This is a genomic window from Aeromonas sp. QDB62 (genome assembly GCF_027705695.1).
GTDB lineage: Bacteria > Pseudomonadota > Gammaproteobacteria > Enterobacterales > Aeromonadaceae > Aeromonas > Aeromonas allosaccharophila.
The window spans coordinates 59,159-81,393 of the sequence record NZ_JAPDCD010000012.1; the positions used below are offsets into that span (position 1 = coordinate 59,159).

Consider the following 22,235-nt stretch of genomic DNA (forward strand, 5'->3'; position numbering starts at 1 on the left):
CAGCCAGCACGAAAAAGCCCGACACGACTGTCGGGCTTGTGTTATCTGGGTATACCGCACGCTTGCTTTATCTATGACTTATTCGCGCCACTGGCCGCCACTCATCACTCGCTCGATAGCAAACGTCCGGTCGTGCACCAGCAGCAGATCCGCATCCTGCCCGACCCCGATACGCCCCTTGCTGCCGAGCCCCAGCGCCTGCGCCGGATTGCTCGTTACCACGGTCAGTGCCGTCTCCAGCGAGACACCGAGCCGGGTCGCGCGCACACACTGCTGCCACAGGCTGGCAATCTGGCCGCAGCGCATCTCGATTAGCCGCCCTTCGCCATCAAAGCGCGGCAGGCTGGCGTTGGCATCCGAGCTGAAGGTGATGCGCGCGGCAGGCACACCGGCGGCCAACAGCTCGAGGAGCGCATCGGCGGCAAGCCGCTCGCCATCCTCCAGCAGATCGGGAAAGCTCGAGGTGGTGAGATCTACCCAGCCTCCCGCCCTGCCCCACTCGATGGCCTCGGCGAAGAGCCAGGGGTTGCGGTTGCAGTGGGTAGGATAGAGCTGGCGCAGCGGAATGTCGGTCTCATCGCGCAGGGCCCGCAGGGGCGCCAATGCCCCCTTGCCATCCCCGACATGGAAGAAGCTGACCCCGCTCTTGCCCGCAAGCAGCCCGGCCACCCGCGCCTCGCTGGCAAGCCTGGCCAGCTCGTCGTGGGTCGGCGCACTGGATCTGTGGTCACAGATGGCCACCTCCCCTACCCCCAATACCTCGGGGATCAGGATGATGTCCGACTCCACCGTGCCGGTCAGGGTCTTGACCGGCAGATGGTAGGAGCCGGTATACATAAAGGCGCTCACCCCGGCGGCGCGAAACTCGCGCACCTTGCCGAGCACCTGCGCAGGAGTGCGGGTCAGGCTGTCGGTGCCAAGCGCCGCCACCAGGGTGGTGACACCGGCCATAAGCGCCTCGCTCGCCGCCAGCTCCGGGGTGCGAAAGGCAAAGCCCCCCTCACCGCCACCGCCAGTAATATGGGCCAGCGGATCCACCAGCCCGGGTACCAGATAGCGACCACGACCATCGACCCGATGCAGCGGCCAGTTTGTGGGCACCGTCAACCCCTTGCCCATCCAGGCGATACGGCCATCGGCCACCAGCAGATCCTGCTGGCCAAGGTGGGTAGGGCTGAAGATCTCGGCCCCCTCGATCAGGGTCAACATGGCGATCCTCCTTGCACGATTGTCGCTTGCCCAATGAAAAGAGAGGGAGCAAGCTCCCTCCCCCCGTCAACCACCATATATATCGTACTTGAAGTACTTCTGGTTGATCTGCTGATAGGTGCCGTTGGCACGCAGGGCCTTGATCGCCTCGTCCAGCTTGCCCTTGAGCTCCTTATCGCTCTTGCGCACGGCGATCCCCATCCCATCACCAAACCACTGGCGATCGGTCAGGGCGGGCCCCACATAGTCGAACTTGTCGCCCCCCTCTTTGCCAAGGAGCCCCTGCTCAATGGCAGAGGCATCGGCCAGCAGGGCCAGCACCCGACCCGCCTTCAGATCGAGATAGGCCTCATCGGCATTGCCGTAGCGGACGATGGTGACATTCGAGCCAAAATTGTCGGTCAGGTACTTGTCGTGGGTGGTGGCCCGCTGCACCCCGATGCGCTTGCCCGCCATGCCTTCCGGGGTCAGCGTCAGCTCGGTCCCCTTGGCCGCCACAAAGCGATTGGGTATATGGGCATATTTCTCGGTGAAATCGACCTTCTGGCGCCGCTCGTCGGTGATCGACATGGCGGCGATGATGGCATCGTATTTGCGCGACAGCAGGGCCGGGATCATGCCGTCCCAATCCTGCGCCACCAGCTCGCACTTGACCGCCATCTGCTGACACAGGGCGTTGGCGAGATCGATATCAAACCCCTTGATCTCGCCCGACGCATCGGTCCAGGAGAAGGGCGGGTAGGCCCCCTCCACCCCGAAGCGCACGGTTTTCCACTCCTTGGCCATGGCGGGGGTGGCCAGCAGGCTGGCAACAAACAGGGCTGAGAGGGTCAGTCTGATCTTCATCATGAGTACTCCATTACATAAAAAGCGCACAAGCGCGGACAAGGCACCGCAGGCGAATGCATGCGATGACCAAAAGCGGCAAAATCTGGATGAGCGAGATCACGCCCGAGCGGGCGTCAGTGAACTGCTCCAGGGGTTCGATCTATTCGTCGAACCACTCGGAGAGATAGAAAGGCTTGAAGTAGAAGGCCAGAAAAAAGCCTCTGGCTTTGCGCATCATGGTGGTTTGTCGCGTCCTGTGACAAAGATGGCAATCACCTTAGCACGCCCCAAATTTGCCCGGCAAGAGGCAGCCGCCGGGCATTAGCAAAATCCCGATCATGGTCAAGGCGGGCAGGATCCGTTAGGCTCGAAGCATCTTGCCATCCCATAACAGACCCACAGCGACCGATGAATTTTCTGGCCCATCTCCATCTGGCTGCCCACACCCGAAGCTCCCTCACCGGCAATCTGCTCGGCGATTTCGTCAAAGGCACACTGCCCACGGGGCTTGCCGCCCACTTCGATGAGGGGATCTGGCTACACCGCAAAATTGACGCTTTCACCGACAGCCACCCCGAGCACAAGGCGGCCGTCGCCTGTTTCGAGGCCCCCTGGCGTCGCTTTGGCGGCATTGTGGTGGACATGCTCTACGACCACTGGCTGAGCCAGCACTGGGGGCGGTTCAGTACCGAGCCCCTGCCCCGCTTCTTGCAACGCAGTTATGACCAGCTATTGGCGGATCACCCGCATCTGCCGGGCGGACTGCCACTCCCCCTCAAACGGATGGCCGAGCAGAACTGGATCGCCTCCTACCGCCACAGGGAGGGGCTGGGGCAAGCCCTTAACGGCATCGGCCGCCGACTGCGCCGCCCGGTACAACTGGGAGAGGCGCTGCTGACCCTCGATGAGGCGCAGTGGCAAAAATGTGAAGCGGGGTTTTTGCGTTTCTATCCCCAGCTGATGGATTTTAGCCAGCAGCAGCTGGCCCAATATCGGGCAGCGCAAGGGGCACAGTGATCCCCCTGGATAGGCCTGTTTCCCCACAAAAAAACGCCCCTTGCGGGGCGTTTGTCATCAGTTGGCTTCATCTTTCTTCTTGCGAATGCTTAAGCCAAGCTCCCGACCACGCAGACGGGCGTAGTAGATGGTACCGACAAAGGCGAGGGTGGTGAACAGCAACTCCACCACCGCCAGCCACCGCTCCCCCTCATCCGTGGTGATCAGGGTGAGGGCGTGCAGGAAATAGGGCATCAACACGAAGTTGCCCCAGGCGTGGGTGTAAGGGTTACCCTGCACTATCCCCTTGAGCGGGAAGAGCAGCGGCACCGTCCAGATCACCGGCAGCAGCCAGGGGTTGAGGTCCGGATGGGGTGACAGCCACAGATGCCAGAGAATGACCCAGCCCAGCAGGCCGAAGAAGCCGACCAGGGTCAGCCAACGTGCGAAGCGGGTGCTCACTTGAGGATCTCCAGTACCTGCTCCGGCGGGCGACCAATGCGAGCCTGAGCATTTTTGATGACGATAGGACGCTCGATCAGCTTGGGATGCTGATGCATGGCACGAATGAGTGCATCACCGCTGACATCGGCCAATCCCAGCTCTTTGTAGAGCTCCTCCTTGGTGCGCATCAGCTGGCGCGGATCGCTAAAACCGAGCAGAGAGAGCAGGTTGCGGATCTCATCTTCGCTCGGGGCCTGCTCCAGATAGAGCACCACATCAGGGGCGATCCCGTGCTGTTCCAGCAGGGCCAGGGTTTCGCGACTCTTGGAGCAGCGCGGATTGTGGTAGATTTGGGTCTCGCTCATGGTAACTCCCTGATTAATCGCAAGATGGGACTAGAAACGGCGCTATTGTAGGGGAAAGTGATGGTCAGGGTAAGCGGCAGTGGAAAGGAATTGAAACGAATTTGTTGGCTGATTGTGGCTGGCCTGCTGGGCGCCTGCACACCCGCCCCCGAATTTACCGATGCCAAAGGGCAGCCGGTCAGCTTGCGCCACTTTGTCGGCAAGCCGCTCCTGGTCAACTACTTCGCCCCCTGGTGCGCCCCCTGTCTGCGGGAGATGCCGCGCCTCAACGCGCTGGCGGCAGAAGGCCAGATCACCGTGGTGGCCATCAACTACGACCCGACCACGCCAGCAGAGCTGGACAAACTGGCAGCGCAGTACCACATCAAGGTGCCGCTGCTGATTGCCAATGCGGAGGCCAGCTTCCCCTTCCCGCGCCCGGGCGCCCTGCCCACCAGCTATCTGCTCGACAGTGAAGGCAAACTCAAGCAGACGCTGATCGGTGAACTGGACCCGTCGAACATCGAGATGCTCAAGGCGACCGCCAGCAGTATGAGTCACTAGCCCGTCGCTCTATCAACCTCACACACATCAACGCCACCGCCATAAACAACAAGGGCGCACCGTGGTGCGCCCTTGTTGTATTGGAAAATGCCTGCTGTCGTTAGCCCTTGAGGCTGTCGAGATCCTTCTTGGCCCGCTCCAGCTCGGTGATGCGCGCCTCCAGACGAGCCAGGGTCATCCGATCGCTGGTGGTACCGCGTGCCACGATCAGCTCGTCGATGGCCGCCTGATAATCCCCGCGCAGGGCGAGCATCTCGGCCCGCGCCATATGCAGCTCGGTCATTCTGCCCGCCTTGCGATAGGCATCGGCCAGCAGGTTCCAGGCCAGATTGTTCTCTTCATGCTCGCGGGCATAGGGGTCGAGAATGGCGATGGACTTCTTGTAGTTGCCGCTCTCGAGGTAGGCGTTGCCGAGGTTGACCACCACCACTTCGTTGTCCGGCATCCGGCTGCGGAACTTCTCGAGCCGGGCGATGGCCTGCGCACTGCGTCCCTTGGCCAGATCGATGTCGGTCTGGGCATCGACGATAAAGAGATCTTCCGGATGACGGGACGCCAGCTCCTGCATCAGGGTGTCAGCCTCGTCGGTGCGCTTGAGCTGGATCAGCGCCAGCGCCTTGCCATAGATGGCGGCATCCTTGAGCGGGTAATCCCCCTTCTGGATCCGGGTATCGAAGTAGCTCAGCAACCCCTGCGGGGTATCGGTGCCAAAACGCACCTGAATACGCACCTTGGCCAGCCAGAAGTCGAGGCTGGGCGGCAAGTCGCGGCGGCCATAGTTGCCCGCGCGGGCGCGGGCCTCGCTGATGCGGGTCTCCGGCAGCGGGTGAGTGAGCAGCATTTCCGGCGGCTTGCTGGCGTAACGGTATTCGGCAGCCAGTTTCTGGAAGAAGTTGGCCATCCCCATGGGGTCGAAACCGGCATCGTAGAGCGTCTTCATGCCGATGCGATCCGCTTCATATTCGTTGTCGCGGGTGTAGTTGATGGCGGACTGCATGGAGAGGCCCAGCGTAGTCTGCAGCGCAGCGATACCGGCGGTCGGGTTGATCACCGCCAGCGCGATGGAGCCCACCAGACCGGCCAGGGTCACCGCCGAGCTGCTCGCCTGCGCCTCCATATAACGGGCGATATGGCGCTGGGTCACGTGAGTGATTTCGTGAGCCAGTACCGAGGCCAACTCGCTCTCGCTGTCGGCGTAGAGGAACAGGCCGGTGTGCACCTTGACCCGCCCGCCGAGGAAGGCGGCCGCGTTGATGGTGGGATCATTGATCAGGAAGAAGGTAAACGGGAAACGCACCCCATCGGCGTTGGTCAGCAGTCGCTGACCCAGATCGTCGATGTACTGGCTCAGCACCGGATCATCGATGATCGGCAGGCCCGCGCGGGCAAAGCGCATAAAGGCGTTGCCGTAACGCACCTCCTGCTCGATAGGCAGGGCCGCCACCCCGGCCGTGCCGATGTCGGGAAGCTGATTATTGGCCTCGGCATGAAACGTGGCGCCCATCAGGGAAGCCAGCAGGGGAAGCGATGCCATCAGGGGGGAAAAGCGTGCCACGTTATCTCTATCTCCATCAGAAAGGGCCTCGGCAGAATACCCTTGCCCATCAAGGGCTACAAGCGTTGTTTCACGCTCTTATCACGGCCATAATAGCGGCCACCTGCCTGATGGAGTCCCCATGGAAGTTCTCGACCTGACCCCCTGGCGTTGCCCCGAGCCGCTGATCCGGCTCAAGCTCTGGTTGCGGGAGGCCAAAAGCGGTCAAACCGTCACCATCCGGCTGGCCGATGCGGGTTCCCGGCAGGATATTCCGGCCTATCTGCACCGTCAGGGCCACCATGTCGAGATGCAGCAACAACCGGACAATACCCTCTCTTTGCAGTTGGTTGTCGGGGCGAAACAGCCATCTTGAGCCCCAGTGATGTAAGGATGCAGTCATGTTAGAAGTATTGAAGCGCTGGTATCAGACCCGTTTTTCCGATCCCGATGCCGTTACCCTTTTCCTGTTGCTGGTGTTCTGCTTCACCATCATCTGGCTGTTTGGCGATCTGCTGGCCCCGCTGTTGGTGGCGCTGGTAATGGCCTATTTGCTGGAGTGGCCGGTCGCCCGGCTGCAAAAAGCGGGGCTGTCGCGCACCCTGGCCACCAGCGTCATTCTGATCCTCTTTATTGCAGTGGCGGTGGCCTCCTTGCTGGGTCTTATCCCGACGCTGGTGAGTCAGGGGATCAATCTGGCCAAAGAGGCGCCCGCCATGCTGACTCACGCTCAGGATTATGTGCGCACCCTGCCGGACAAATACCCCGAGCTGATTGATGTCAGTCTGGTGGAGACGGTCATCGACAATATTCGCCAGCGCATCCTCAGTGGCGGCGAGCATCTGGTGAGCGCCTCCCTCAGCTCGCTGGTGAACGTAGTTGCCATCATGATCTACCTCATTCTGGTGCCGTTGATGGTCTTCTTTATGCTCAAGGACAAACGGGTACTGATGGGCAGCCTGCGCCGTTTCCTGCCGCGCAACCGCACCCTGGTCAACCGGGTGTGGGTCGAGATGAACAACCAGATCATCAACTACATCCGCGGCAAGGTGATCGAGATCCTCATTGTCGGTATCGCCACCTATGTCCCCTTCGCCCTGATGGGGCTGCGTTACTCGGTGCTGCTGGCGGTGGCGGTCGGCTTCTCGGTGCTGATCCCCTATATCGGCGCCGCCGTGGTGACGGTTCCGGTGGCCATGGTGGCGCTGTTCCAGTGGGGGCTCACCCCGGAGTTTGCCTGGCTGATGGTGGCCTATCTGGTCATTCAGGCCCTCGATGGCAACCTGCTGGTGCCGGTGCTCTTCTCGGAAGCGGTCAACCTTCATCCGGTGGCTATCATCATCGCCGTGCTGGTGTTTGGCGGCTTGTGGGGATTCTGGGGGGTCTTCTTCGCCATTCCCCTCGCCACCCTGGTCAAGGCGGTGATCAACGCCTGGCCCAAACGGGAAGATAATGCCCATGCCGTCAAATAACCGGCCACTGCGGCCACGCCTTCAGCCACTGACCCCCAGAGAGCGCTTATGACCCTTTCACGTCGCACCACCCTTGGCGGGCTAATGGCCCTGCTGCTTGCCACCGTGACCCCGGCACAGGCCGAGATCGATCTCGGCTCGGTCGATATGCTGGCCAGTGACAGCCCCACCAGCCCGGTGCCACAAGGGCTGGTGGTGGGCGCTACCCTGATCGGGGGGCAGGCCCGCTACGAAGCGCAGGACAACGCCGTCTACGCCATCCCCGGCTTTATCTACTTCGGCGACGACTTGATGTTTTTGGGAGATCGGGCCCGCTACTACTTCCACAAGGATGAGAATGTCGCCCTCTACGGCTACGGCCGGGTGCGTTTTGGCAATCTGGATCCCGAGGACTCGCCCGCCTTCAGCGGCATAGAGCAGCGTGAGTGGCAGCTGGAAGGGGGGATTGGCGGCAACATCGTCACCCCTTACGCCCTGCTGACCATCCGCGCCAACAGTGATGTCACCGGCCGCAGCAAGGGACAGGAGCTGCTGCTGTGGGCCGATTTCCCTATCCTGCGCGACAACCTGCTGATCATGCCCGGCATGGGGCTGATGCTGCGCAGCGACAAGATGGCCAACTACTACTTCGGCGGCATCTCCGAGAGCGAGGCGACCGCCCAGCGGCCCGCCTGGGATACCGGTACCACCCTCTCCCCGATGGCGGCGCTCATCACCAGCTACCGCTTCAGCCCCAACTGGATTGGCATGTTTGCCATGAACTACGAATGGTATGATCGGGACATCAAAAACAGTCCCATCGTCCAGCACGATGGCGAGCTCTATGCAGGTTTTGCGCTGGGTTATATCTGGTAACGCAGGTCAGCTAGCGATAGGCTCCGGCCCAATCACCAAACGCAACAAGGGAGCCAATGGCTCCCTTGTTTATCATTTGCGTTCGGCTTACAGCGTGGCCAGAAACTCGGCCAGCGCCTGATTGACGAAGGCGGGGTTCTCCATGGAAGAGATGTGGCCGGCCGCCGGGATCTCCTTGAACGGGCAACCCAGCACCTCGGCCATCAGATAGCCCTCCAGCACCGGACGGGCCTTGTCCTCGCAGCCGGTCATCACCAGCGCAGGCACAGTCACCTCTTCCAGCCACTCGATGCGATCCTCGCGGGTCACAAAGCTGCGACCCACCGCCACCATGGCGGGGATCTTGTCGCTTGGCCAGCGGGCTAGTCGCTCCTTGAACTGGGCCAGCAAGGCGGCATCGGACTGGTTGGCAAAGAAGATAGGCGCCACCTGTTCGATGATGGGCGCCGGAATGGTGCCGAGCTGCTCGATCGCAGCGAGCATGCCAAGGTAGCGTTCGCAGGTGATCTGCGGCTCGAGGCCGACAAAGCTGTCCATCAACACCAGACCCTTGATACGGTTTGGCGCCATGTGCGCCAGCTCCACGCCCCACATGCCGCCGATGGAGAGACCCACCAGCACGCACTCCTCAATGCCGAGGGCATCGAGCAATGCCAGATGATCGCGCGCCAGAGTGGCCAGGGTGCAGCCACCGTCGGGGAGCAGGTCGGAATCACCGTGGCCCCACAGCTCGGGGACGATGCAGCGATAGCTGCCCTTGAGCGCGGCGATTTGCGGCGCCCACATGGCGCTGTCCCACAGATAGCTGTGGCCAAACAGCAGCACCGGGCCCTGCCCTTCGTCCAGATAGGCCATCCGGCGGCCCGCTATCTCCATAAAATGCTTCATGTTATCTCCTGTTGCCAGCGATGGGCGGGCAGTGTATCACGTCCCCCTTGGCAGGGGACGCCTCCCTGGTGCAAGCTGGAAGTGACTCAAAGAAGTCACCCATGAAAGGATGCCAAAAGGAGAAGTGCATGGCGAAGGAGAAGATCAAGAAGCGGCCGCGTCTGGACAAACAGTGCTACGAGCACCACCTTGCCCACTTGCAGGAGGAGTTGGTCAAGCTGCAGGAGTGGGTCAAGCAGGAGGGGCTGAAGGTGGTGGTGCTGTTCGAGGGACGGGACGCCGCCGGTAAAGGGGGCGTCATCAAGGCGATCACCGAACCGCTCAACCCGCGGGTCTGCCGGGTCACGGCGCTGCCTGCCCCCTCCGATAGGGAGCGCTCCCAGTGGTACTTTCAGCGGTATGTCGCCCACCTGCCCGCCGCCGGTGAGATGGTGCTGTTTGACCGCTCCTGGTACAACCGGGCCGGGGTCGAGCGGGTGATGGGATTTTGCAGTGACGCGGAATATCGCGAGTTTCTGCGCGCCTGCCCCGAGTTTGAGCGGATGCTGATCCGCTCCGGCATCACGGTGATCAAATACTGGTTCTCGGTCAGCGACGAGGAGCAGGAGAAACGCTTCAAGGAGCGGATCAACACCCCGATCAAGCGCTGGAAGTTCAGCCCGATGGACTTGCAGTCTCGCTCGCGCTGGGTCGAATACTCCCGCGCCAAGGATGACATGTTCACCTACACCGACACCGAGGATTGCCCCTGGTTCGTGGTGGAAGCAGATGACAAACGCCGTGCCCGCCTCAACTGCATCGCTCATCTGCTGGGCAAGGTGCCTTACGAGGCGATCCACTACGAGCCCATCAAGCTCCCCCCGATCAAGACCGAAGGGTATGAGCGCCCACCGCTGACCAGCCAGACCTTTGTACCCGATATTACCGCCGACCTCGAAGCCTGAGCCCTGTCACCTAGTCTGAATTCTCCCATGGCAGAATTACAGGCAATAAAAAGCCGGTCTGACGACCGGCAAAAAGGCATTGAATAATAAGGAAAACCAGCACAACAAAAAATCAGGTACGGATATATTTGGCGGTACGGGGGAACGCCTGCTCCTTGGCATCGAACAGGTAGCAGGCCTCGGCCGGAATACCCACGCTGTAGGTCTGACCGGTCGCCACATCCACATCCGAGGTGGCCTTGACGGTAAAGTCGTGACCATCCACATCCATATAGACGAAGGACTCGGCACCCAGGTGCTCGGCCACCTGCACGATCCCGCTCACCTTGCTGTGTGCATGGGGGTGATCCAGCGGCATCAGGTGCTCGGGACGAATACCCAGCTCCACCTTGTCACCCACCGCGCCACTGCGAGCATCGACCCGGGCACGCACGGTATCGCCGGAGCTCAGCTTGACCACGCACTCCTGCTCGCCAATCTCCAGCAACTCGCCCGCCAGGAAGTTCATCTTGGGAGAGCCGATGAAGCCCGCCACGAACTTGTTGTCCGGGTTGTGGTAGAGATCCAGCGGTGAACCAAACTGCTCCAGGTTGGTGGCCGCCTCGCCCTTGAGCGGGCTCAGCACCACGATCTTGTCGGCCAGAGTCATCGCTTCCACCTGATCGTGGGTCACGTAGATGATGGTGGAGTTGAGCTCTTTGTGCAGCTTGGCGATCTCGATCCGCATCTTGACCCGCAGCGCGGCATCCAGGTTGGAGAGCGGTTCGTCAAACAGGAACACCTGCGGCTGCTGCACGATAGAGCGACCGATGGCAACCCGCTGACGCTGACCACCGGAGAGCGCCTTGGGCTTTCTGTCCAGCAGCGGCTCGAGACCCAGGATCTCGGCGGCGCGCATCACCCGCTTGTGGATGTTCCCTTTATCCATCTTCTTGAGCTTCAAGCCAAAGGCCATGTTCTCGTAGATGTTCATGTGGGGATAGAGGGCGTAGGACTGGAACACCATGCCAACGTTGCGCTCGACTGGCGGCACGTCGTTCATGTAACGACCGCCGATGGTCAGCTCACCGCTGGTGATGTCTTCCAGACCCGCGATCATCCGCAGCAGGGTGGATTTACCGCAGCCGGACGGGCCGACGAAGACGATGAACTCCCCTTCCTTGATGGAGAGGTTGATGTTGCGCAGGGTGTCCTTGTGAACAGCCGGATCGTAATTTTTGCGAACGTTGTTGAGTACTACTTCAGCCATGACGAGCTCCGCTCTTGAATCTTTGCAAATCGTGATAGCGGGGGGAGTCAGCTCCCCCGGCCATAAACTTAACCTTTTACGCCACCGGCGGTGAGGCCGCCGACTAACCAGCGCTGTGCAAGCAAGAACACCACTGTGATGGGGAAACCGGAGAGCACTGCGGCCGCCGCGAAATCACCCCACAGATAGTTCTGCGGATAGAGGTACTGCTGGGCCCCGACCGCTAGGGTCAGATTGTTCACATCCTGCAACAGGATGGAGGCCATGGGCACCTCGGTAATGGAACCGATAAAGGCCAGAATGAACACTACCGCCAGGATGGGCACCGACAGGGGCAACAGGATCAGACGGAATGCCTGCCACGGGGTCGCACCGTCGATGGCCGCCGCCTCCTCCAGCGAGGAGTCGATGGTCTCGAAGTAGCCCTTGATGGTCCAGACGTGCAGGGCAATACCGCCCATGTACGCCAGGATCAGGCCACCGTGGGTGTTGAGACCCAGCCAGGGAATGTAGTCACCAATCTTGTTAAAGAGCGCGTAGATGGCTACCAGCGCCAGTACCGCCGGGAACATCTGGAAAATCAGCATGCCCTGCAGGATGGTGGACTTGCCACGAAAACGCAGGCGGGCAAAGGCATAGGCACAGGTGGTGGAGAGCGTCACGATCATCAGGGCTGTGATGCCGGCGATCTTGATGGAGTTCCACAACCAGGTCAGCACCGGGAACGGCGGCGGCGTGATGCTGCCGTCAGCATTGGTGATGGACATGCCCAGTGCCAGCTTCCAGTGATCCAGGGTCGGATTGGAGGGGATGATCTCCCCTACCGCGAAGTTACCGTTACGGAACGAGATGGCGATAACCATGATCAACGGGAAGATGATCAGCGCCAGGAAGCCCCACATGACCAGGTGGGTTGCCCACACCCGGTATTTGACTGATTTGGGTTGTACGATTGCCATGTTGAAGCCTCCTTACAGCTGCTTGTCGGCTTTGGACAATTTCAGGTTGAGCAGCGCCAGCGCACCTACGATGAGGAAGATAGCTGTGGCGATGGCACTGGCCAGACCGTAGTCCTGACCACCCGATCCCTGGAACGCAATCCGGTAGGTATAACTCACCAGCAAGTCGGTGGTACCGGCCGGGGTGCTGGCGCCGATGATGTCGGGCGCACCGTTGGTCAACAACTGGATAAGCACGAAGTTGTTGAAGTTGAAGGCGAACGAGGCAATCAACAGCGGTGTCAGCGGCTTCATCAACAGCGGCACGGTGATCTTGAAGAAGTTCTGCACCGGACCGGCACCGTCCATGGCGGACGCTTCATAGAGATCTTCCGGAATCGCTTTGAGCAGGCCCATGCAGAGGATCATCATGTAGGGATAGCCGAGCCAGGTGTTGACGATCAGGATCATCACCTTGGCCAGGAAGGGGTTGGTATACCAGTCCGGCTTGATACCAAACGCCGCTTCCAGGAACATGTTGATCTCACCGAAGTTCTGGTTGAACAACCCCTTGAACACCAGGATGGAGATAAACGCCGGGATCGCATAGGGCAGGATCAGCATGACCCGATAGAAACCGCGCCCCTTGAGCGACTCCCACTGCACCAGACAGGCCAGCACCATACCGATAGCCAGGGTGAAGGCAACGGAACAGCTGGAGAAGATCACGGTCCAGATGAAGATCTGCAGGAATGGTGACTGGATGCCCGGATCGGTGACGATGCGCGCGAAGTTCTTCCAGCCCACGCTGACCACGAAGCCGGGTGCCACGCCCTTGCCGACAAACTGACCCTGTTCGTCGATGTACTGATAGAAGCCGGTGTCACCGTTGGGCAGCATCAGCTGGCCATTCTGGGTATCACGCAGCAGGTTGCTGTCTTTGATCACCACGCCGGACTTGAGCACGGCGCCATCCATCAGACGGGTGTACTGCTGCTTCTGGGCGGCAAACTTGCGCAGGCTGCTCAGGGTCAGGTGGGTACCGCCATCCGGCAGCACCAGATCCAGGTCACTCAGGTGAGTACGATGCTCAACAATGGCGCGGATCGGCGCGGCCTTGCGGGCGGCTTCGCCAGTGAAGGGCTGCAGCTCGACCACTTGCTGGGTGCTCTGCACCCGGCCCTCGCGGGACGCCAGCTCACGGGCCTTGTTGTTCATCAGGGAAACAGGTTGGCTGATAAAGGATTGATCATCCTGTGTCAGCAGCAGCTGGAACTGGCCATTGTCGCCACCCAGCAGGGTAAAATCGAATTCACCGCCCGCCACCTTGTAGGTTTTCTTCAGGTGGTAGTCCCGCGCCTGCTCCACGGAGAGCAAGTTGGACCCCGAATAGTTGGTGAAGGCGATGCCAATCGTGTAGGCAAGAGGGAAGATGATAAACACAACCATGCCCGCAACACCCGGAAAGATGTAGCGATGGGCATAGGTCTTCTTGTTCATGAAGACATACAGACCGACGGAAACCACCACCAGATCCAGCAGCGCGAATACCCACTCGCCACTGGCGTACATCATCACGGCTGCGTAGCCGTTGAGGATGGCGACCAGGGCCGCTATGGTCCACTTAAGCCAGGTGTGCTTATCCTTCGGACCGGCATAGGACTCAACAGAAGGTACTACTTCCATGCCAATTAACCTTTATAACGCCAAGAGAGATTTGAGAGAGTGGGAGGCCATTGCGGCCTCCCGGGTAGTGCGTGCTTACTGAACGATACGCTTGGCAGCGGTATCCAGTGCTTCGTCAACACCCTGACGACCGGAGGTCACGTTCTTGAGGGCAGTTTCGAAGGAAGACCAGAAACGGCTCATCTCGGGAACGGATGGCATCGGCTCGCCAGCCTGGGCGTTCAGCATGGTTGCCTTGATGTGCGGATCGGATTCCAGCGTCTTCTGGAAGGATTTCAGCGCAACGGCACCCAGCGGCTTGTCGGCGTTAACCGGCGCCAGACCGGCATCGGTCAGCAGGTAGTTTTCCAGGAACTCGATGGCCAGATCCTTGTTCGGGCTGGCGGCGTTGATGGTGGCACCCAGTACGCCAACGAAGGCTTTGGCCGGCTTGCCGTTCAGGGTCGGCAGCGGCGCTACGCCATACTTGATGCCGCTCTTGTCCAGGTTGCTCCAGGCCCAGGGACCGTTGATCATCATGGCTACTTCGCCCTTGTTGAACTTGGCGTCCATCACACCGTAGTCGATGCCTTTTTCCAGGTGACCGGACTTGATCATCTCGGAGATGTAGCCCACGCCCATCTTGGCACCAGCGTTGTTCACGCCGGTATCTTTAACGTCATAACCGGTAGCGGTTTTCTTGAAGGCGTAACCACCGTTGGCAGCCACCAGCGGATAGCTGAAGTACGGGGTGTCATAAGCCCACATGATGGCGCGCTTGCCGTTTTTCTTCAGAGTCTCGTCAATCTTGGCGATCTCTTCGAAGGTTTTCGGCGGCTCGGGCAGCAGGTCTTTGTTATAGATCAGGCTGACCGCTTCCATGGCAACCGGGTAGCCATAGGTTTTGCCATCAACAGTCATGGCATCCCATGCCAGCTGTTCAAATTTGCCTTTGGTGGCAGCGTTCGGCGTTACCGGAACCAGCAAACCGGCTTTGACCCACTCACCGTAACGGTCGTGAGCCCAGAAGAAGATGTCCGGGCCGTTGCCAGTGGCGGCGGCTTGCTGGAATTTCACTTCAACCTGATCCGGGTGAGCCACAGTAACCTTGATGCCGGTTTCTGCTTCAAACTTCTTACCCACTTCAGCCAGACCGTTGTATCCCTTGTCACCGTTGATCCAGATGGTCAGCTGGCCTTCATCGATGGCAGCAGTAGCAGAGCAAGCGACGCCAAGAGTGGCCAGACCGATCAGGGATGACAGCAATTTCTTTTTCATGAGCCTTTCCTTGTATTAGTTCCGCGCTGTAAGAGCATTGTGTGCGAGATGAATATTATCCCAAGCGGCAAACGGCTCACATGACGCAACTCGCATTTTTGAAATGCAATTACGTATTTCCTTCCAGAAAGTTTTGAAAACATTTTCTTATTTCAGGGGGTTAAGGCCATTTATCGGCTTAATTACGGCCAATGACAGAATATTAATTACCAAAATGAAATAAAATTTCACGAATGAAAGGGTTTTCACCTCAATGAAAACCCTTTCAGGTGATTTATTTTGTTTGATTTGTTAACAAAGTACCGCAGCGGTTTCGAGGCATGCCGCGGCGCAATAAAAAAAGAGACCCCGCCGGGGCGGAGTCTCTTTTTGCCAGAAATGACGACTTGATCACACTGCTGATCCCACTACGACTGACGCAGCAGCTGATCCTTGAGATTGGGCGGCACGCCCTTGATGGTCAGGGTGTCGGTCTGGGGATCGTAAAAAATGCGACTGTTCAACAGCTTTTGCTCAAAGCTCAAAGTCAGGCCGCCGCCGGAGCCAACAAACTTGGTCAGGCCGCGCAGGGTAGAGCGATCCGCCGGGAAGCGATCTTCCAGCTCATACTCCTGACCGATAAAGCTGTAAAAATCGAGATCACCGTCGCCGCCATCTTTTGCGGAAAGTTCTGCAGACAGCTCCTTGATTTCGATCTCTTCACCGGCACTCGCCTGTTCGGTGCAATATTTGAAGACCTGCTTTTTGTAATCGTTGCGCTCGGTCGATTCGAGCTGGCGACTGTCGCAATAATCTTCGACCGCCTGCAGCAAGCCTTTATTTTGCACCTTGGCATCCATGCCCTCGCGGGCACCCAGCAGATCCATAAAGAAGTCGCCCAGTTTGCGACCGATGCGTCCCTTGCTGAAGGTGATATAGCGGCGCGAATCGGCCTGAGTTTTCCATTCGGTCAAATCAATGCGGGCCACCAGATTGAGTTTGCCGATATCCAGATACTGGATATGACGCAATTCCAGCGCTTCGCTGACGGTGACGCTCTCCTTGCCCTCCAGCAGGGCAATCAGCAGATAATCGACCCCGACGTAGTTGTATTTGGCAAACAGCAGCACCCCTTGCTCATCGAGGGCGTGCTCCACCAGCTGTTTGACCAGCATCTGGGTCACATTGACCGAGAAGGGAACGAATTCGGTCTGCTCACTGAGCAGTTGTTCGAGGGCGATACGAAACGCGGGTGAGGGCTGCTTGGGGGCCTCTTCCCCCTCCGCCAGCTCGGCGACGGCCGTTTCGGGGTCGGCAAAGAAGCCAAAACCCTTGCCACCCTTGCCGTTGTAGATCCGATGCAGTTCCGCCATCAGTCCCTGTACCGCCTCATCGGGAGGCAGGGTCTGGCTGCGGGTATCGGCGTGGGGTTGACCATCGCCGCCCTGGCGCAAGGAGTGAAGAATGATCTTGTCGATATCGAGACTCATGTCACAAAGCCATAGTGTTAGCCGAAAGGGTGAAGTATTATAAGGCGCTTTGAACCGAGATGAACTGAAGATTATGCCTATCGTATCAAAGTACAATAACGAGCAATTTGACGCCCTGATGAACGACCTGATCACCGCGCTGGAAAAGCATAAAGCGCCGGTAGATCTCAGCCTTATGGTGCTTGGCAATCTGACCACCAATATCATCAACGGTATGGCACCGGCCCAGCGCCAGGCCATCACTGAAAAGTTTGTCCAGGCCCTGACCGCATCGGTCGATAATCGCCACGACGCACACTGAGTCCTGCGACTCTGTTGATTTGACGTTTCTCAACGCAGATGGATCACTATGGTCGAAACCGGTAACCCCTATCGTGATAATGTCTCTCGCCTGATCACCTGGGGGCATTGGTTCTCCTTCTTCAACATTATCCTGGCCATGCTTATCGCCACCCGCTATCTGGGTGCCATCGGCTGGCCATCGACCACGCTTGGCGTGATCTATCTCGTTGTAAGCTGGATTGGCCACTTCTCGTTCCTGAGCTTCGTCACCTACCTGTTGACGGTCTTTCCGCTCAGCTTCGTGCTGCCCAAAGAGAAACCGCTGCGATTCATCTCGGCCATCATCGCCACCCTGGCGCTGGTGCTGTTGCTGATCGACACCCAGGTATTCCGGCTGTTCAAGTTTCACCTCAACAGTCAGGTATGGCAGTTGCTGCTGGATCAGGCACAGACCGAAGAGGGCTCAATCTGGAGCATTATCTTCGTTGCCGTGCCCACCATCTTCCTGCTGCAACTGCTGCTGTCGGCCTATGTCTGGCGCAAGATCAACAAGCGCAAGCGCCGCCAATACGGCAATCAGGTTGGGCTGGCCCTGCTGGTCTGCTTTATTCTGACCCACGTGGTCAACAGCTGGGCGGATGCGACCCTCTATCAGCCCATCACCATGCAGAGAGCCAACTTCCCCCTCTCCTACCCCATGACGGCCCGCTCCTTCCTGGCCAAACATGGCTGGCTGGATCTGGATCAGTACGAGAAGCAGGCGGCCTCCCAGGGTGATGACAGCGACAGCCGGATGCACTATCCGCTGCGCCCGCTCAACGTCAATGCGCCACTGACCCACAGCAATCTGCTGATTGTGGTGGTCGACTCCCTGCGCTTTGACATGCTCAACAACATCAACATGCCCAATCTGCAACGCTATGCGGATCAGCACCTGACGTTCCGCAACCACATGAGTGGTGGCAACGACGATCTGATGGGGATGTTCAGCCTCTTCTACGGCTTGCCCGGCCACTACTACAAGGACATCAGCAGCGACAAGCGTCCGCCGGTGCTGTTCGACGAGATGCTGCGTCAGGATTACCAGTTCGGGCTGTTCGGCGCGATGGAAGATGCCCAGAAGTATCGCAAGAGCATCCTCTCCGGCCTGCGCAAGCAGGTGTTTGTCTCCGAACAGATCGATGATGGCAAGCTGCTGACCGACTGGCAGCAGTGGCTCGGCAAGCGCACGCCGGAGCGTCCCTGGTTCTCGTTGGTCTATCTCTCGAGCCCAGGTGACTACCAGTTGCCCGCGACCATGAAGGGGCCATTCCAGCCGGAGCTGGCCAACTTCAATCCGGCGACCGCCTATCGGGCGGAGAACCTGCAAAAGCTGGAGAACCGCTACAAGAACTCGGTCTTCTATACCGACCAGCTGCTTGAGCAGATGCTGACCAGCTTGCAGTCGCAGGGGATGGACAGCAATACCGTTGTCGTCATCACCGCCAACCACGGTCAGGAGTTCAACGACACCCGCAGCAACAGCTGGGGTGCGGGCAGCAACTACTCCCCCTATCAGGTACAAGTGCCCATGGTGATTGCCTGGCCGGGTCGCGACAGCCTGGTACTGGAACAGCCGAGCAGCCATCTCGATCTGGCCCCGACCCTGATGCAGGGGATGCTGGGGGTACGCAATCCGGCACGCGATTACAGCATTGGTCGCAATCTGTTCGATACCACGCCCCGTAACTGGCTGCTGGCGGGGGATCAGAACGATTTTGCCATCTATCAGGGCAATACCATCACCCACTTCAACAAGCAGGGTGACTTCGAACTGCTGGAGCGCAACAGCTATCGCCCCATCAAGCACGGTACCCCAGATATGGGCGCCATGATCCAGGTGATGAACGAGCTGAACCGCTTCTATCGCAACCAATGAAGCCCCCGCTGATGGCTTGATACCATAAGAAACGCCCCGAATTCGGGGCGTTTTTCGTGGTATCGCGGGGCCACTTTCGCGACTGTTAGCCACCCCACCCTTGCGGGTACTTGTAGCCGACGAAACGCTTGGCCGCATAGGCCTTGAACGCCGCCGAGTTGTAAGCCGCCGCAACATCCCTGGCAAACGGCTGATCCGCATCCGCACTTTTCACCACCACCCAGTTGATGAAATCGTAGCTGCGCTCCAGAAACAGTCCTTCACTGAACGGGATACCGCTGGAGGCGGCAAAATTACCGTTGATCACCGAGAAGTCGACATCCTCCCGCGAGCGGGGCAGCTGCGCGGCTTCCAGCAGTACCAACTTGAGATTGTGCGGGTTGTTCACTACATCAAACTCGCTCGCCTTGAGCGGATTTATCCCCTCCTTGAGGGTGAGCCAACCGAGATCCTGCAGCATCAACAGCGCCCGCGCCTGATTGGTGGGATCGTTGGGGATGGCCACCGTGCTCCCCTCTTGCACCTTGTCGAGTGCAGCCAGCTTGCCGGAGTAGAGCCCCATCGGACCGGTTGGCACCTGGGTAATGGGCACCAGCGACAACCCCCGATCCTTGGCAAAGCTCTCAAGATAAGGTTTGTGCTGGAAACAGTTCACATCCAGTGAACCGTCAGCCAAGGCAATATTGGGGGTCACATAGTCGGTGAACTCCACCAGCTTGACCTTGTACCCCTTGGCCTCCAGTTGCGGTTTGATGGAGTCGGTCACCATGTCGGCAAAATCCCCCACCGTGGTACCAATCACGATCTCCTGTTTGGTCGGCAAAGACGCATCGGCGGCAACCGCGGAAAAAGCGAGGCACCCTACCACCATCGCGGAAATAAAGGTGCTGGCGCCAGCAGCGGCGCGCAAGGAAGCAGTGCAAGAAGAAGGTAAGAAGGAACGAAACGGCATAGGGACTCCCTGTCAGGTACGCATCAAGATATGGGCCTGCGGCGGGGCTGCCCTCAGAGGCAACAACCTTCACACCGCAGCAATCTAGCCATCTAAACGGCTATTTTGATTACCATAACAGAGCCATCCACCGCCGCCAAGCAATAAACCACTGGCCACCCCACCTCATCACCCTTGCTATCTCACCCGCACGCATAGCTGCACTCACGTTGGCACACACCACCATGCCATTTATTTCCAAGAGCGCACGACGCCCCCTTCGGGATTGCCCCGAATCGGGATGGCTGCGGCGAAGAAGAGTCACGAGAGAGTGAATTACAGATAAAAAGATCAGTAATGAGCGGTGAGAACCATTCTCAATAGAACACATAATCAGCGTCATTGGAATACCTACCACAAACTAGATCGGATTTCTTTGAACCTCGTTGCGCTTTTTAAAAATGGCTCTTTTTGAACCCCTATCACCCGTGTATAGATTTCCGTCGCACCCAGGATGGTGCGATCCAAGATGGAGTTTAAAAATAATGAAGCAAACATCGTTAGCACTGGCGATCACAGCACTGCTGTCGAGCCTGCCCAGTGCGCTCGTTCAGGCAAATGAAGGTTGTGCGCCGCTCACCGGCAAGGAGAGCGGCGTGGATATCGGACGCAGCAGCACCGAGCGCTGCCTGCCAGGTACCAATCCCCTGCAGGATCAGCAGTGGTATCTGCTCAACAGCGGGCAGGATGGGTTCAGCGCCCGTGGCGGCGTAGCGGGCAATGATCTCAACCTCTGGTGGGCTCATCGCACCGGCGTGCTGGGTCAGGGTGTCAATGTGGCCGTCGTGGATGATGGTCTGGCCATCGCCCACCCGGATCTGGCGGACAACGTGCGTCCGGGTTCGAAAAACGTGGTGACCGGCAGCGATGATCCGACCCCGACCGATCCGGATACGGCCCATGGCACCTCGGTCTCCGGCATTATTGCGGCGGTAGACAACGCCATTGGTACCAAGGGGATCGCCCCGCGAGCCCAGTTGCAGGGGTTCAACCTGCTGGATGACAACAGCCAGCAACTACAGAAGGATTGGCTCTACGCCCTTGGCGACAGCGATGCCAGCCGCGACAACCGGGTGTTCAACCAGAGCTACGGCATGAGTGTGGTGGATCCCCGCTCTGCCAACTCTCTGGATCAATCCCAGCTCGACCGCCTGTTTGAACAGCAGACCCTCAAGGCGCAGGGCGCGGCCTATATCAAGGCCGCCGGCAACGGCTTCAACAAGATAGCGGCGGGCGGCTATGTGCTTAACCGCACCGGCAATGGTCCCAAATTGCCGTTTGAAAACAGCAACCTCGATCCCTCCAACAGCAACTTCTGGAACCTGGTGGTGAGCGCGCTCAACGCCGATGGCGTCAGATCCTCCTACTCCAGCGTCGGCAGCAACGTCTTCCTGAGCGCGACCGGCGGCGAGTACGGTACCGACTCGCCGGCGATGGTCACCACGGATCTGCCCGGCTGCGACATGGGCTACAACCGCACCGACGATCCCAGCACCAACCGGCTGCACGGCAATCCGAAACTGGATGCCAGCTGCGACTACAACGGCGTGATGAACGGCACTTCCTCCGCCACCCCCAGCACCTCCGGTGCCATGGCGCTGCTGATGTCCGCCTACCCGGACTTGCCGGTACGGGACCTGCGGGATCTGCTGGCGCGCAGCGCGACCCGGGTCGATGCCACACATAAACCTGTGATGGTCAGCTACACCAGCAGCAGCGGCAAGGTGCGCGATGTGAAAGGGCTGGAAGGGTGGGAGCGCAATGCCGCCGGCATGTGGTTCAGCCCCACTTACGGCTTTGGCCTGATCGACGTCAACAAGGCCCTTGAGCTGGCAGCCAATCACCAGCCGCTGCCCCCGCTGGTGCAGCTGCCGTGGCAGAAGACCAGCGTCACCGGCAGTACCGCCGCCATTGCGGATGCAGGCAACAGCCCGACCAGCTCAACAACCCGCATCGCGACACCATTGACGGTGGAAGCGGTTCAGGTGATGGTGAGTCTGGATCACCAGCGCCTGCCCGACCTGCTGATCGAACTGGTCTCCCCCGCCGGCACCCGCAGCATCCTGCTGAACCCGTTCAACAGCCTGGTCGGTCAATCCCTTGATCAGCAAAAACTGGGATATGTGCGCACCAAAGGGCTGCGTGACATGCGCCTGCTCTCCCACAAGTTCTACGGTGAAGCGGCCGAGGGCGACTGGCGACTGGAGGTAACCGACGTTGCCAACGGTACCCGCCAGGTCTCTCTGCTCAATCGCGAAACCGGAGAGCGCACTACCCTGACCGAGCGCAACAATCGCCAACCGGGCAAGCTGATCTCATGGTCCCTGCGGGTCCTGGGTCACGATGCCAACCGCAGCTAACACGCTA

The 22,235-nt window shown here is 59.3% G+C and carries 22 protein-coding genes; 10 read left to right on the forward strand and 12 right to left on the reverse strand.

Translation table 11 applies throughout. The features are described from left to right. Nucleotides 1–78 precede the first annotated feature (78 nt). Nucleotides 79–1,209: a beta-aspartyl-peptidase gene (gene iadA, locus OKC27_RS08090; protein ID WP_182939423.1), complete on the reverse strand. Its 1,131-nt coding sequence runs from the start codon at nucleotides 1,207–1,209 to the stop codon at nucleotides 79–81. Between the two features lie 66 nt (nucleotides 1,210–1,275). Next, complete coding sequence (locus OKC27_RS08095; protein WP_019445361.1) at nucleotides 1,276–2,058, reverse strand: ABC transporter substrate-binding protein; 783 nt, start codon at nucleotides 2,056–2,058, stop codon at nucleotides 1,276–1,278. On the opposite strand from OKC27_RS08095, the gene OKC27_RS08100 reads away from it, so the two are divergent. Together OKC27_RS08100 and OKC27_RS08105 are read left to right on the forward strand one after the other, a co-directional pair. Beyond that, the gene (locus OKC27_RS08100; RefSeq protein WP_182939422.1) at nucleotides 2,057–2,362 is read left to right on the forward strand and encodes a hypothetical protein; all 306 of its coding nucleotides are present in this window, start codon (nucleotides 2,057–2,059) and stop codon (nucleotides 2,360–2,362) included. The genes OKC27_RS08095 and OKC27_RS08100 overlap by 2 nt on opposite strands. Before the next feature lie 83 nt (nucleotides 2,363–2,445). Continuing rightward, on the forward strand, nucleotides 2,446–3,054 hold the full coding sequence (locus OKC27_RS08105) for an acyl carrier protein phosphodiesterase (RefSeq protein ID WP_270692851.1): 609 nt from the start codon (nucleotides 2,446–2,448) through the stop codon (nucleotides 3,052–3,054). A 57-nt stretch (nucleotides 3,055–3,111) separates the two neighbouring features. Here OKC27_RS08105 and OKC27_RS08110 read toward each other — a convergent pair whose 3' ends face one another. Together OKC27_RS08110 and arsC are read right to left on the reverse strand one after the other, a co-directional pair. After that, a complete protein-coding gene (locus OKC27_RS08110) occupies nucleotides 3,112–3,495 on the reverse strand; it encodes a DUF2069 domain-containing protein (RefSeq protein ID WP_107684428.1) in 384 nt (127 codons plus the stop codon). Further along, on the reverse strand, nucleotides 3,492–3,842 hold the full coding sequence (arsC, locus tag OKC27_RS08115; RefSeq protein WP_182939421.1) for an arsenate reductase (glutaredoxin): 351 nt from the start codon (nucleotides 3,840–3,842) through the stop codon (nucleotides 3,492–3,494). The genes OKC27_RS08110 and arsC overlap by 4 nt, the downstream gene beginning before the upstream one ends. Nucleotides 3,843–3,902: 60 nt before the next feature. Here arsC and OKC27_RS08120 point away from each other — a divergent pair, with 60 nt between their 5' ends. Beyond that, on the forward strand, nucleotides 3,903–4,385 hold the full coding sequence (locus OKC27_RS08120) for a TlpA family protein disulfide reductase (RefSeq protein WP_182939420.1): 483 nt from the start codon (nucleotides 3,903–3,905) through the stop codon (nucleotides 4,383–4,385). Between the two features lie 100 nt (nucleotides 4,386–4,485). Here the strand turns inward: OKC27_RS08120 and OKC27_RS08125 are convergent, their stop codons facing one another. Further along, entirely contained in the window at nucleotides 4,486–5,940 is a 1,455-nt protein-coding gene (locus OKC27_RS08125; RefSeq protein WP_420000833.1) for a beta-barrel assembly-enhancing protease, read from the reverse strand. A gap of 121 nt (nucleotides 5,941–6,061) precedes the next feature. Here OKC27_RS08125 and OKC27_RS08130 point away from each other — a divergent pair, with 121 nt between their 5' ends. Genes OKC27_RS08130 through OKC27_RS08140 form a run of 3 tightly spaced genes read left to right on the forward strand, consistent with a single transcriptional unit; the run spans nucleotide 6,062 to nucleotide 8,246 of the window. Beyond that, a complete protein-coding gene (locus OKC27_RS08130) occupies nucleotides 6,062–6,295 on the forward strand; it encodes a sulfurtransferase TusA family protein (protein WP_042059295.1) in 234 nt (77 codons plus the stop codon). A 25-nt stretch (nucleotides 6,296–6,320) separates the two neighbouring features. After that, on the forward strand, nucleotides 6,321–7,391 hold the full coding sequence (locus tag OKC27_RS08135) for an AI-2E family transporter (RefSeq protein ID WP_042059293.1): 1,071 nt from the start codon (nucleotides 6,321–6,323) through the stop codon (nucleotides 7,389–7,391). Nucleotides 7,392–7,439: 48 nt separating this feature from the next. Beyond that, nucleotides 7,440–8,246 (forward strand): MipA/OmpV family protein, encoded by an 807-nt coding sequence (locus OKC27_RS08140; protein ID WP_182939419.1) that lies wholly within the window; start codon nucleotides 7,440–7,442, stop codon nucleotides 8,244–8,246. Nucleotides 8,247–8,333: 87 nt separating this feature from the next. Here the strand turns inward: OKC27_RS08140 and OKC27_RS08145 are convergent, their stop codons facing one another. Beyond that, nucleotides 8,334–9,134 carry an alpha/beta fold hydrolase gene (locus OKC27_RS08145; protein ID WP_182939418.1) on the reverse strand — a complete coding sequence of 267 codons (801 nt, stop codon included), beginning with the start codon at nucleotides 9,132–9,134 and terminating at the stop codon, nucleotides 8,334–8,336. 128 nt (nucleotides 9,135–9,262) lie between these two features. On the opposite strand from OKC27_RS08145, the gene ppk2 reads away from it, so the two are divergent. Further along, nucleotides 9,263–10,078, forward strand: a complete 816-nt coding sequence (gene ppk2, locus OKC27_RS08150) for a polyphosphate kinase 2 (protein WP_042059288.1) — start codon at nucleotides 9,263–9,265, stop codon at nucleotides 10,076–10,078. 112 nt (nucleotides 10,079–10,190) lie between these two features. Here ppk2 and OKC27_RS08155 read toward each other — a convergent pair whose 3' ends face one another. The 5 genes from OKC27_RS08155 to yejK all read right to left on the reverse strand — a co-directional run bounded on the left by OKC27_RS08155 (nucleotide 10,191) and on the right by yejK (nucleotide 16,677). Beyond that, nucleotides 10,191–11,327 carry an ABC transporter ATP-binding protein gene (locus tag OKC27_RS08155; RefSeq protein WP_182939417.1) on the reverse strand — a complete coding sequence of 379 codons (1,137 nt, stop codon included), beginning with the start codon at nucleotides 11,325–11,327 and terminating at the stop codon, nucleotides 10,191–10,193. A 68-nt stretch (nucleotides 11,328–11,395) separates the two neighbouring features. After that, a complete protein-coding gene (gene malG / locus OKC27_RS08160; RefSeq protein WP_005333868.1) occupies nucleotides 11,396–12,286 on the reverse strand; it encodes a maltose ABC transporter permease MalG in 891 nt (296 codons plus the stop codon). Between the two features lie 12 nt (nucleotides 12,287–12,298). Then, on the reverse strand, nucleotides 12,299–13,951 hold the full coding sequence (gene malF / locus OKC27_RS08165; protein ID WP_182939416.1) for a maltose ABC transporter permease MalF: 1,653 nt from the start codon (nucleotides 13,949–13,951) through the stop codon (nucleotides 12,299–12,301). A 75-nt stretch (nucleotides 13,952–14,026) separates the two neighbouring features. Then, nucleotides 14,027–15,208 carry a maltose/maltodextrin ABC transporter substrate-binding protein MalE gene (gene malE, locus OKC27_RS08170; RefSeq protein WP_005333871.1) on the reverse strand — a complete coding sequence of 394 codons (1,182 nt, stop codon included), beginning with the start codon at nucleotides 15,206–15,208 and terminating at the stop codon, nucleotides 14,027–14,029. A 407-nt stretch (nucleotides 15,209–15,615) separates the two neighbouring features. Continuing rightward, on the reverse strand, nucleotides 15,616–16,677 hold the full coding sequence (gene yejK, locus OKC27_RS08175; RefSeq protein WP_182939415.1) for a nucleoid-associated protein YejK: 1,062 nt from the start codon (nucleotides 16,675–16,677) through the stop codon (nucleotides 15,616–15,618). A 73-nt stretch (nucleotides 16,678–16,750) separates the two neighbouring features. Here yejK and OKC27_RS08180 point away from each other — a divergent pair, with 73 nt between their 5' ends. Together OKC27_RS08180 and OKC27_RS08185 are read left to right on the forward strand one after the other, a co-directional pair. Then, a complete protein-coding gene (locus tag OKC27_RS08180; RefSeq protein ID WP_005333874.1) occupies nucleotides 16,751–16,978 on the forward strand; it encodes a YejL family protein in 228 nt (75 codons plus the stop codon). 48 nt (nucleotides 16,979–17,026) lie between these two features. Further along, nucleotides 17,027–18,877: a DUF3413 domain-containing protein gene (locus tag OKC27_RS08185; protein WP_182939414.1), complete on the forward strand. Its 1,851-nt coding sequence runs from the start codon at nucleotides 17,027–17,029 to the stop codon at nucleotides 18,875–18,877. An 85-nt stretch (nucleotides 18,878–18,962) separates the two neighbouring features. Here the strand turns inward: OKC27_RS08185 and OKC27_RS08190 are convergent, their stop codons facing one another. Next, nucleotides 18,963–19,748 (reverse strand): MetQ/NlpA family ABC transporter substrate-binding protein, encoded by a 786-nt coding sequence (locus tag OKC27_RS08190; RefSeq protein ID WP_197970808.1) that lies wholly within the window; start codon nucleotides 19,746–19,748, stop codon nucleotides 18,963–18,965. 605 nt (nucleotides 19,749–20,353) lie between these two features. Between OKC27_RS08190 and asp the strand changes: the two genes are divergently transcribed. Continuing rightward, a complete protein-coding gene (asp, locus tag OKC27_RS08195; protein WP_182939412.1) occupies nucleotides 20,354–22,228 on the forward strand; it encodes a serine protease Asp in 1,875 nt (624 codons plus the stop codon). Nucleotides 22,229–22,235 lie beyond the last annotated feature (7 nt).